The sequence below is a fragment of the Bradyrhizobium sp. CCBAU 21365 genome, from assembly GCF_015291305.1.
In the GTDB taxonomy this organism is placed as follows: domain Bacteria; phylum Pseudomonadota; class Alphaproteobacteria; order Rhizobiales; family Xanthobacteraceae; genus Bradyrhizobium; species Bradyrhizobium elkanii.
Genome location: NZ_CP030036.1, coordinates 8,125,249 through 8,136,663, shown reverse-complemented (window position 1 = coordinate 8,136,663; position 11,415 = coordinate 8,125,249). Strand labels below are relative to the sequence as shown.

Annotated in this window: 8 protein-coding genes and 1 tRNA gene; 5 read left to right on the top strand and 4 right to left on the bottom strand. The window is 64.7% G+C overall.

Annotation, left to right across the window (positions count from 1 at the left end; genetic code table 11):
* Positions 1-136 precede the first annotated feature (136 nt).
* Both XI02_RS38395 and XI02_RS38390 read left to right on the top strand, forming a co-directional pair.
* On the top strand, positions 137-931 hold the full coding sequence (locus tag XI02_RS38395; protein ID WP_016842320.1) for an alpha/beta fold hydrolase: 795 nt from the start codon (positions 137-139) through the stop codon (positions 929-931).
* 131 nt (positions 932-1,062) lie between these two features.
* Complete coding sequence (locus XI02_RS38390) at positions 1,063-1,548, top strand: Crp/Fnr family transcriptional regulator (protein WP_016842321.1); 486 nt, start codon at positions 1,063-1,065, stop codon at positions 1,546-1,548.
* On the opposite strand, the gene XI02_RS38385 is transcribed toward XI02_RS38390, so the two are convergent.
* Positions 1,487-2,314 carry a metallophosphoesterase gene (locus tag XI02_RS38385; RefSeq protein ID WP_172646790.1) on the bottom strand — a complete coding sequence of 276 codons (828 nt, stop codon included), beginning with the start codon at positions 2,312-2,314 and terminating at the stop codon, positions 1,487-1,489. The genes XI02_RS38390 and XI02_RS38385 overlap by 62 nt on opposite strands.
* A 461-nt stretch (positions 2,315-2,775) precedes the next feature.
* Positions 2,776-6,642, bottom strand: coding sequence for a histidine kinase dimerization/phospho-acceptor domain-containing protein (locus tag XI02_RS38380; RefSeq protein WP_194483281.1), 3,867 nt, complete (start codon positions 6,640-6,642; stop codon positions 2,776-2,778).
* A 354-nt stretch (positions 6,643-6,996) separates the two neighbouring features.
* On the opposite strand from XI02_RS38380, the gene XI02_RS38375 reads away from it, so the two are divergent.
* The 3 genes from XI02_RS38375 to XI02_RS38365 all read left to right on the top strand — a co-directional run bounded on the left by XI02_RS38375 (position 6,997) and on the right by XI02_RS38365 (position 8,369).
* Positions 6,997-7,395, top strand: a complete 399-nt coding sequence (locus XI02_RS38375; RefSeq protein ID WP_016846989.1) for a phasin family protein — start codon at positions 6,997-6,999, stop codon at positions 7,393-7,395.
* A gap of 272 nt (positions 7,396-7,667) precedes the next feature.
* Entirely contained in the window at positions 7,668-8,102 is a 435-nt protein-coding gene (locus XI02_RS38370; RefSeq protein WP_016846990.1) for a phasin, read from the top strand.
* A 190-nt stretch (positions 8,103-8,292) separates the two neighbouring features.
* Positions 8,293-8,369: transfer RNA gene (locus tag XI02_RS38365), tRNA-His, on the top strand.
* Positions 8,370-8,920: 551 nt separating this feature from the next.
* Here XI02_RS38365 and XI02_RS38360 read toward each other — a convergent pair.
* Positions 8,921-9,607, bottom strand: a complete 687-nt coding sequence (locus XI02_RS38360) for a 3'-5' exonuclease (protein WP_016846991.1) — start codon at positions 9,605-9,607, stop codon at positions 8,921-8,923.
* Position 9,608: 1 nt separating this feature from the next.
* Positions 9,609-11,411 carry a putative nucleotidyltransferase substrate binding domain-containing protein gene (locus tag XI02_RS38355; protein WP_244980983.1) on the bottom strand — a complete coding sequence of 601 codons (1,803 nt, stop codon included), beginning with the start codon at positions 11,409-11,411 and terminating at the stop codon, positions 9,609-9,611.
* Positions 11,412-11,415 lie beyond the last annotated feature (4 nt).

Here is an 11,415-nt window from a genome sequence, read left to right as displayed (position 1 = left end):
AATAAAATGCAGTTTGTGAAATATCACGTCAAGCTGAAATCCTTGAAATCCGGGTGATTTGATTTATCAATCGTCCGCAGGGGCGCTTCGGAGCCCCGATGCGCGAATTTCGGACGCGATTTGAAAGAGAGCGACGATGGACAGGCTTTTGGCCAACCGCACAGTCAACGCAGCCCAGTCGGGCGAGGGGCCGCCGCTGGTGCTGTTTCACTCGCTGCTGTCGGATCGCGCGAGCTTCGATGCAATCGTGCCGGAGCTTGCCCGGTCGTTTCGGACCATTGTGCCGGAACTACCGGGATTCGGCCGGTCGAGCGCGGCCGAGGGGGGCCTTGCCGCAATTGCCGACCGGATGGCGGACGCGGTGCATGATGCGGCTGATGGCGCGCCGGCCATCGTGCTCGGCAATGGGTATGGCGGGTTCGTCGCGCTGCAGATGGCGATCCGCCACCCGGCGATCGCGAGCCGGCTGATCCTCGCCGACAGCGGTGCGGCGTTCTCCGAGCCGGGCCGCGAGGCGTTTCGCAACATGGCCCGGGTTTCACGCGAGAAGGGGCTCGCCGCGATCACCGACATTGCAATGCGCCGGCTGTTCGCACCGGATTTCCAGGCGCAGCATCCCGCGCTGATGCAGGATCGCCGCGATGCATTCCTGCGCACCGATCTCAACGTGTTCTGCGCGGCCTGCGACGCGCTGGCGAGCCTCGATCTTCGTGCCGAATTACGCAGCGTGACTATACCGACGCTCGTCGTGGTCGGCGAGTATGACGAGGCAACGCCGCCGCCGATGTCATACGAATTGGCAGGCGGCCTGCCGAGAGCCAGGCTCAGGGTCATTCCGGGGTGTGCGCATGTCCCGCAACTGCAAGCGCCAAAACTGTTCCTCGATACGATCGGCGATTTCCTGGCGGTCAAGCATAACGCCCCCGCCTGAGGCACGAGCACTGGGCTGGATCGCGCCGCGGGTCACGCGGTGGCGTGCCGACAATTTGGGCAGAACGCCCAGCTAATGCCGTTTGACGCGACAGCATCTCTGCCTAGTCTGACCGGAGACGGAGATGAAACATGCGAGCGATCCTTGATCACTGCACCGGCGGTCGCAGGCGCAGCTTGCCGGCCGGCACGGATTTCATCGAGGAGGGCGGCAAGACCGGGCACCTGTTCGTGCTGCTCGAGGGCAAGGTGGAAGTCGTCAAGGGCGACAGCCTGGTGGCGGTCATCGACGAGCCCGGCGCGGTGTTCGGCGAGATGAGTGTGCTGCTCGACCGGGCGCACAGCGCCAAGGTGCGCACGGCCTCCGATTGCGTCCTGTACGAGTTCGACGATGCGGCCTCGTTCCTGCGCCAGCAGCCGGCGGTGGCGCTGCTGATCGCGCAGCTGCTGGCACAACGGCTTCATGTCGCCACGACCTATCTCGCCGACCTGATGCACCAATATGCCGATCACGGCACCCATCTGGCGATGGTCGGCGAGGTGCTGCAGAGCATGATCAACCTGCCGCCGATGCAGGTCGCGCCAGGCTCGGATCGGCAATCCGATCCAAGGATATGAGCCAGTCCGGCGCATCGCGCAGCGGCGCCGCCGGCCGCGACAGCGGCGCCTTGAGATCGATCATCTGCGCATCGCCGGCGGCGAGCCAGAACGCCTTGTCCTGCGCGAGATCGAGCACGATGTAGACCGGGGGCCGGCCGGGCTGCAGGCCGGTGTTGAACACCCAGGTCGCTCCGATCCGGTCGAACCACGAGCCGCTCTGGATGAACGGCGACTGATGCACATGGCCCGAGATCACCATCGCCGGATGGTGGCGCCCGATCCAGCCGAGCAGCTCGGCGTCGCCGAAGAAGCGCTTGCCGCCCCAGCTGGTCGGCGAATCCGCCGGCGGGGCGTGATGGACCCAGACCCAGCGCTTGTGCGGTACCGCGGCTGCGGCGCGAAGCTGCGCGTCGATCCGCGCCTTGACCAGCGGGCCGTCCCACCACGGGCACACCGTGAACAGCGTGTCGCCGATGGTCAGATTGTCGCCGTCGCAGGCGACGCCGAATTCCCTGATGCCAGCGACCCAGCGCGCGATCTTCTCGCCCTCCGGGTTGCGCTCGTCGAGGTCGTGATTGCCCGAGCAGAAGATCACCCGCGTGAGATCGGCGAGCCGCGACAGGTATTTCGTGACGACGACGATCTGGGCGCGGAAATCGACCGCCGAGCCGAGGTTGAGCGCATCGCCGGCGAAGATCACGAGATCGAATTGCGGTGCCGCCGCCAGCAGCCAGTCGAACTGCGGCAACGAGTAATGCAGGTCGGCGACGACAAGACAGCGCATCGGTGAAATCCGAATGCCCGGAAAACGGGCGGGGCCGCACGGCAATGAATTCAAACAAGCCGAATCGCAGCAAGATCTATGCCGCGCCGCGCGGATCCGGCGCGACAGATGTTCGCAGTGTCCGGCGAGTCGTTGGTCCTGCTGGCGCGGCGGTGGAGCGCGAATTTCGAAGCGACTTGAATTTTGCGCGGTTGTGCGCCGCTCAGGCAAGTGAGGTGAGCACGCCTGTCAGGCTCCCTCTCCCCCTGCGGGAGAGGGTGGGGAGAGGGGTGGCCCGGGCGAGATTTTTGCGATGAGTGCCGGTCTCACAGTCTCGGCCGCGCCGTTCTGCAAATGGAGAGAGCACGTCGTGTGGCACCCCTCTCCCCAACCCTCCCCCGCAAGGGGGGAGGGAGCCCTTCCGCCGGTGCGTCCCTTACGGGAGTGCGAGACAGCACACGCGCTGCATCTCGCGCCGCTGCTCACGCCCTCGCTGCGGCGTGGACGAAAGTCACCTCGATCAGCGTGCCGGTGCGGCCGCCGGTCCTGATCTGGAATTTGGCGCGATTGGCTTCGACCAGCGCCTTGGTCAGCGACAGGCTGACGCCGCCGGAGCCGGCCTGATCTGATGGCGTCGGCGCGCGGAACGGCTCGAGCGCCGCGGCGACCTCGTTGTCGTTGAGGCTCTGCCCGGTGTCGCGCACGCGCAGCATCACCTCGCCGAAGTCCGACAGCGCGGTCGAGACGATCACCTGGCCGCCGGCATTGGCGAGATGGATCGAGTTGCCGATCAGGTTCAGCGTGATCTGGCGCAGCGCGCGGGCGTCGGCGACGACAGGCGGCAGCGTGTGCGCGAGCGAGGTGCGGATGATGATGCGCTCGCGGTTGGCCTGCGGCTGCATCACCGCGACGCAGCTCTCCACCATCTCGTTGAGGTTCTGGCTGGCGAAGGCGAGGTCGAGCTTGCCGGTCTCGATCCGCGAGAGGTCGAGCAAATCGTTGACGATCGCGATCACCCGCTCGCCGGAGGCGCGGATGTCCTTCATGTATTCGACATAGCGCTCGTTGCCGAGCGCACCGAAGCGCTCGCCGATCATCACCTCGGCGAAGCCGATGATGGCGTTGAGCGGCGTGCGCAGCTCGTGGCTGATCCGCGCCAGCATGTCGGACTTGGCGTTGGCGGCGCGTTCGGCGAGCCGCCGCGCCTCGCGCAATTCGCCCTCGCTCTTCCTGGTCTGCGACAGATCGCGGAACACCGCGAAGAAGTTCGGCCCGTCGGCGCGGGTGCGGCCCATCGTCACCGACAGCGGGATGATGCCGCCCTGGCGGACGCGGCCGAGCGTCTCGCGGCCATGGTCGAGCAGGCTGGTGACGCCGGCCGATTTCAGGCTCGAGAGATAGTCGAAGATGCCGTGCTGGCTTTCCGGCGCGAACAGGTCGGCGAGCTTGCGGGTGACGAACTCGTCGCCGTCATAGCCGAACAGCGCCTCGGCGCTGCGGTTGCAGGAATGGATGTTGCCTTCGGCATCGAACATGATGATGCCTTCGGCCGCGGTGTCGAGGATCGCGCCGAGCTCCTCGGCGTCGGCCTGGCCGGCCTGCGGCTCGGCCGGCGCAAGCAGCGGCTCGGCCGCAGGCTCCGGCTCGGACAGTGCGGCGGCGATCGCGGCATCCTCGTCCAGCGTGCGCGAGAAGATCAGCGCCAGCGCGGAATCGTCGTCCCAGGTGATGGTGTGCAGCCGCGCCTCCGCGGACACCGACTGCGCGCCGTGCTCGGTGCTCTGGTTCGCCGAGATCGTCACCGGCGTGCCGGTGCCCGACGTGCTGCTCGCCTGCGAGACGCCGGGCTCGACATAGAGCGCGTCGAGGCCGCCGGCGGCCTCCAGCGCGTGCAGGCTGTCATGGCCCATGCGTGCGAGGAAGGCGTGGTTGGCATAGAGCAGGCGGTCGAGGCGGTAGATCAGGACACCGACCGGCAACAGATCGAGCAGCGCGCAGTCGCGCCGGGAGTCGGCGCGCGGCGCCGGCTCCGCCGCGGCGAGCCAGCTGGCCTTTGGCGTTTCCGCCGGCGTCTCCAGCTGCGCGACCGTCTCCTGCGGTGCCGCCGCTGCTTCCTGCGGCGGTTCGCTGGCGGGCGGCGCTTCGGCGAGCGGCTCGGCCGGCACGCTGTCGTTCGTGGTCGCGGCGAGGCCGGCCTCGTTCTCGAGCCGCGCCGACAATTGACGGGCGAGCTCGTTGAAGGCGTTGTTCTCGACCGGCGTCAGCGACGGTGGCCGGGTATCGCCGGCGGGACGGAACGGCACCACATTCGGTGGCGGGTCGTGACGCACTTCGTGCGTTTCCTCGTGCGTTTCCACGGCGTGATCCGGATCGGCTCGGTGTGAAGTCTCTGCTGCTGTCGGCTCGGTTAATTCCTCGGGTGGTGCTATTGCGGTCGTGTCGGGCGGCGGCTCGGCGTGCGGCGGAGGATTGTCCGGCGGCGCGGCGGGCCCGGGCGGCGCATCGCTGCGCGGCGCCGGCGCGACATCGGCCGACAGCGATTTCGGCGCGACCGTGCCGCTGAAGAACTCATAGCGGCGCAATGCGGCGAGTCGCGCAAGCCCGTCGAGGTCGCGACACACACCAAAGCCGCGATAGCCGGCGAAATTCCGGGCACGATCGAACACCGGCAGCCCGGACAGTTCGACCGGGAGCCGGCCGCCGCCGTCGACCGGCCAGTGCAGCGTGATGCCGCTCCAGGTGTCGTGGCTGGCGAACGCCTGCATCACGCGGCCTTCGGGATCGAGGCCAAAACTCTCGGCGATATCGCTCCAGAGCCGGCCGAAGCCGGCCGCGGTGTGCAGGCCGATCAGGCGGGTGAATTCATCGGAGCCGAGCGAGAAGCGCGCCCCGTGGTCCATCTGCCACATGAAACGCAGCGGATGCCGCCGCACCGGCAACGGCTCGTCGAGCCAGGATGGCGGTGGCACCGGCGCCAATGTCGCGGGCTCCGGTTCGGCGGCAGGCGCAGGCGTCTCAGCGACCGCATAAGGCGAGGGGGCGGGATCGGCCGGCGGCGCTGATGCTTCCGGCGCGTTTGCCGTCTCTTCTAGATCAGGCGCGGGCTCCGGCTCAGGTTGTTCGACCCGCGCCTCGGCGGGCACGTCGATCAGCGCTTCCGACAGCGGCTCCTCGACGGCGGGAGTTTCGTCGGGCGTGGTGTCGAGAGGCGCTGTCTCTGCGTGCGCCTGTTCTGCTGACGCGAGAGATGGAGCAAGGTCTGCAGGCTCTTCGACCCGCGCCTCGGCGGGCACGTCGATCAGCGCTTCCGACAGCGGCTCCTCGACGGCGGCAGTTGCGTCGGGCGTGGTATCGAATGCCGCGCTCTCGACGGGCGCCGCTTCGACTGGCGCGGGAGATGAAGCTGCATCCGCAGAGTCCGGTTCCGTCGCGCTGATGATCGGCGCGGCCGCTTCTTCCGGCGTCGGATCGAGCGCATCGAACAGCGTGAAGGTGGCCGGCGCTTCGCTTGCCGACGCAGGGGCTTCGTGATGCGCGGCTTGTTGGTCGACGGCGATCGGTGCTGGCGGCGGCTCGGTTGCGGCGGGCTCTGGCGGCGTCACTGCCGGGGATACGGGGGCTTCGGACGCTGCCGGCGCGACCGGCTCAGGCACGACCGGCTCAGGCGCGATCGGCGCCGCCGGCCTCGCGGCGAGATGCGGCGCCGGCTTGATCAGCGCGACCAGCGCGCGATCGGCGCCGTGGCCGATCCGCTGCAGCACGACGCGGCCGATCGCAACGCTCGCTGCCGCGCGGCCCTGCGCCAGCGCCTCGCCGCGTGCGGCCTCGAGACCGGCTTCGGTGAGATCGTGCAGGCCGGGCAGCGCACGTGCCGCTTCGTTGGTTGCGACCAGAAGTCCGTCGCTGGTGAAGGCGGCGGCTGGACGCGGCAAGCCCTGCAGCAGCCGCAGCAGGCGTTCCGCGAGCGGCATGCCGCGGCCGGTCGCGTTGAGCGTTGTCATCAGGATGCCGTGGCTGCCGTCCGGCAGGTCGATCCTGGCGCAGCCGCAGGTCGCGAGCATGCCGGGCGCCGCGCCGAAGCCGCGCAGCCGCTCCAGCCGGACCGCGCCATTGGCGTTCAGGCTGTGGCCGAGCCGCGCGACCTGACGACGATGCGGATCGGCCGGGCCGAAGCTGCGCTTTGCCAGTTCGGCGCCGTTGGCGGCACCGAATACCTTCGCGCCGACCGGATTGGCCCAGAGAATCCGCGCGCCGTCGGCCGCCCACAGCCATGCCGGCAGGGCGCCCGTCGCATGATCCGCCAGCCTGACATCGCCCAGCGCCTGGATCTGGAATTCCGCGTCACTCATCACGCAAGATTTGACCGCATGGGTTTGGCTTTCTTCCTTAAGCTCAGCCGAAGGCCCGGCAGCCGCAGGACGACAGCCTTAACAGAAGGTTAGTATCGCAACTGGGGGGCGGCAGGTCCATGTCCGCAGCGAAACTGCCCCCGCCAAAGCCGGGATAACGTTAACTTCGCTGAACGATCCACAGCCGTTCGGCGTTGTCGGGCAGAGAGAGGTTGCTGCGAGCCGCGAGATGCGGAACCAGGCGGCGCCGCGTCACACCTGCGATTGCAGTGCCACGCTATATTCTGCCGTCTATCTTGCCCTGGGCCCGCAGGGCCAAGCGGCGGGCCGATCAGCAAGCGAGGGAGAGCGACCATGAGCGATAACGGGCGTGACCATTTCGAGATCCCCAAGTTCGAGATTCCCAAGGATATGCGGTCGATGGCGGAGGCGAGCTTCGATCAGGCGCGCAAGGCGTTCGAGCAATTCGTGACCAACGCCAAGGACACCGCCGGCAAGATCGAGGAGCGCAACGCCACGATGCGCGCCGGCGCCAAGGATCTTTCGGCCAAGGCGCTGTCCTATGCCGAAAAGAATGTGCAGTCGTCGCTGGACTACGCCGAGGCGCTGCTCAAGGCCAAGGACCTCAGCGACGTCATGCGGCTGCACAGCGAATATGTGCAGGGCCAGATGCGCTCGCTCGCCGAGCAGGCCAGCGAAATGGGCCAGGCCGTCAGCCGCGCCGCGATGGACGCGGTCAAGCCGAAGAACTGATCGAGGCGCTTTGACCGCGGTCGCCCCCGGCGCGTTCAGCCTCGGCCGGCCGCGGTAACCTTATATTCCGCCATGCAAAAAATATGGCGTTGCACGCGATCTTACATTGCGTTGCACAAAATTGACATGATATGGGTGTTTATTAGGCGCGCCCGACGAAGGGCACTCCCGTGAATCAAGGCAGCGTGATCCATTTCAGCGCTCCCGGCCTGATGGGCTCCGGGACGTCCGCAATGGTCACATCTACTCACCCGTTGCGAAGGATTACACGTATGACCAACCCGTCCGATCCGTTCTCCGCCTCGATCATTCCGTTTGAAGTTCCCGAGCAGATGCGTGCGTTCGCCGAGAAGGGCGTTCTGCAGGCCCGCGACAGCTACGCCAAGTTCAAGGACGCTGCCGAGACCCACAACTCGACGGTCGAGGCCGTGTTCACCTCGGTGAGCAAGGGCGCCAGCGCGTATTCTGCCAAGCTGGTCGAGTTCTTCAAGGCCAACACCACCTCCTCGCTCGACTTCGCCCAGGAGCTGTTCAGCGTGAAGTCGCCGACCGAAGCGGTCGAGCTGTGGACGTCGCACGCCCGCAAGCAGTTCGAGACCTACACCGCGCAGGCCAAGGAACTGGCCGAGCTCGGCCAGAAGGTCGCCAGCGAGACCGCCGAGCCGATCAAGGCCAGCGCCTCGAAGTTCTACAAGCCGGCCGCCTGATCGCTGCCGTTTTGAGACCAGCGAAAGGCCCGGGGCCGTAGCGGTCCGGGCCTTTTTGCTGACCAGGGGCCCGTCAAGCGGCCCGACATAACAGCGGAAATCGGCGCGTTACGGCCTTGCCAAAGCGCGGCGTTGCACCTAGTTTCCGCCCGAAATCGCCGCCCCGCTTGAGCGGGCCGCGCGTCAGGATGCAGTTGTAGCTCAGTTGGTTAGAGCGCCTGTCTGTGGAACAGGAGGTCGGTGGTTCGAGCCCACCCAACTGTACCAAACAAATCAGCGCCTTATTTTAACAGCGGCTTGAGCCACCAGCTAGCTACCACCACAGCGCTCAATGCAGTGCGGTCGACGCGATGTGTGGCGGAACGAAGCATTGATAATATTGCCACTTTGCGCAGAAAGCGAAAAGGCGTCGCACGGTCGGAATTGTCTCGCTGTCTTTTGGACAGGAAGTCATTCGCCGGAGCAGGCGGAATTAGGAGTATAAATCAACGTATTATGAAAACTTCGCCGAACCGTTAGCTACCGAGTAGATACCATAGGCGACGGGGAGCGTGAGATGGCTCCAGGAGCAGCCATTCGCAGTGGCAGGGGTCAAAGGCTCGACCTCCGCTGCGGCATCACTTCAACCTACGAAGGTACTTCGCTAGTCTTCGAGCCGTCCCTCAGCGCCACGTCATGCTGCAATTGAGAGAAAGTTGAGAGGCGTTTCCAAAGAAGGAGGCAATCTCAATCTGTGCCGATAGCTAAGCGAGCGAGGCCGCCGGTTTTCTTCTCGGCTTCGTGGCTAGCAACCGGTCGTTTTCGTGGCATCAACAGACCTATGCGAGGATCGCTTGACCGCCGAATGGATCGGAGACGGCCTGACTGTTCGACCGTGGGATTCGCATTCCTCTCTTCTTCTTGTCACGCAGCACGACGTACATCATCGCGGTCATTAATGCGTCATTGAACGCGTCATGTTGAGGAAGCGAAGGGATTTCGAGGTCCGCGAGAATTGCGGAGAACGAAAGATCGATCGAGGTGTGAGGGGGCGCATCACCGTACTTCCGATCATAGTAGAGGCTGGAGATCTCGATGCGGGGATTCGGCAGTTCGATTCCAATGAACGGAAGAATATATTTGTCCAGCATCGCGATGTCGAAATCGACGTAGTACCCGACCAGCGGTCGCCCGCCGACGAAATGCAGGAAGTCGGGCAGCAACTTCCGGATCGGGGCTTCATGCTCGACGTCGACCTGGCGCAGGCGGTGTATCTTGATCGCATCCGCCGGTATGCTTGCGTCGGGACGTACCATCCTCTCGAACCGCTCACTTGTAAGAATGCGGTTGCCTCTGATTTTGATGGCGCCAATGCTGATGATGTCGTCCGTACGTACGTTTAGTCCCGTGGTCTCGCAATCGATCGCGACGACTTCGTCTGCGGGTTCACGTCTGAACATGAATCGATATGACTGGTCGCCGATCGACGCTTGATGGAATAGGCGTTTGATCGCGCGCGGAATCACGTCAGAAGGCTCCGAGATTGAAGTGATGGCGAATGAACTCGCGGAATTTCTTGACGACATAGAAGGCGTCACGCAGAAGGTCACGCTCCATGCTCGACAGGGATGATGGTCGCACCAGCGTGCCTGTGGCGCCGGCTGATTCCGCCAGCTGCCCGTCGAGACGCAGCATCAGCATGAAGTTGAAAGCTTGATGGAGCTCGCGGGCGAACTCCGCGTGCAACACGCCCATATCGCGGAGGCGATTGATGCGCTTGTCCGTTGCGGTTTCAATCAACCCATGCTCGAGAGCGAGGCTGCGAACGCCATGCACAATCGGAAATAGACCGCCTTTCTTCAGGTCGATCGCGTCGCCGTTACCCGCAGATGTGATCAAGTTCTTGAACAGGCCAATCGGCGTTGCGAAGAGGTCTATCGCTCGCGCGAAATGCGCCAGGAAGGCCTGCTCTCCTCCGACCATCTCGATCAACCTGGTCTTCACTTCAGTTAGCAACGTCGCGTCCCCGGCAACGCACCGCGCGTCAAAGAGGATGGCGACGTTCAGGTGCGCGCTATCGTCGGGCAGTGCAAGCCACCTGCGAATGTCGGCGATGTAATCGGGAAGTGGTTTGGACCATGCTGGATTGTTCACCATCACGTGTCCGGGGCAGGGAGGAAAGCCAAAGTCCAATAGCGCGCCGGAGAATGCAGTGCGAAACTTGTCAAGCTCCGCCTGTTCGATTGCCCTTGACAGAATGAGCCCGTTGTCTTGATCCGTGCGGGCGGTCTGCTCGCCGCGGCCCTCGCTTCCCATGACCATGAGGCACCCAACCGCGCGAATGTCGGCCGGCGCCAGAAGGTCGAACAATCTGGAAAACAGACGCTGGTTCAAATCGGAAACAATTTCGCCAATCAACTCGACGCCGATTCCTTGGCGCCTCAGGGTCCGCACCTGGGCCGCTATCTGGCGAGCGGCAGCCGCCAGGTCATCTTGATTCGCCGCGCGCTCAATACGTCCCGCAATGACCTGAGCGCTACCGGCGAGGTAGCCCAGTACATCGATGTCCTCCAGGATGCCGACGAAACGTTCGTCGTCGCGAATGACGACGCGACGCTTGTTGAGCTTGGTCATAAGCACGAGCGCTGAGGAGACGAAATCGTCGGGCCGCAGGGTAACCAGGTCGAAGTGGGCCAGATTGCGAACAGATGTTTGAATCGATTGGCGCCGTAACACAACGGCTTTCGACAGGTTCATGCCCGTGATGATGCCGGTCCGTTGGCCGTCGCGAACAAATAATGCGTTGCTGTTGATCTCTTCCATCTTGCGGCCTGCCGTTTCCACGGAGTCGTCGGCTTCAACGAAGGCGGCAGGGTGCAGAAAGAGCTCGGAAATGCGAGCGCGCATCATCGATCCGTGCCTCTGTTCGTCGTGGTCCCTGACGAACTCGTCCAGTTTGCGCGCGATATCGTGGTAGAAAAACGAGGCAAACCTCGGATTATTCTGGATCAGGTCGAGTACCGTAGATCGCGGAACGGAGTAGCATAGCGTTTCATCGCGGGCGCGGAAGGCGTGTCCGCTCTTGCCGTGCACCAGGGCGCGGCTGTCGAAGCTGTCCTTCGGGCCGAGCAGGGCCAGCAGACCGGCCCCATCGCTCTCCTCTATCGTGCCTTTGATGACGACGAAGAGGGCCTGCGAGGGGCTGCCTTGATCGATGACCGGTTCACCGGGTCGAAAGTAGACGATGTCCAACGCCGCACGCAGCGTCTCCATTTCGTGCGGCGTCAGACGATCAAACGGTGGATTTGCGGCATCAAAAGCCTTGGGCATTCGC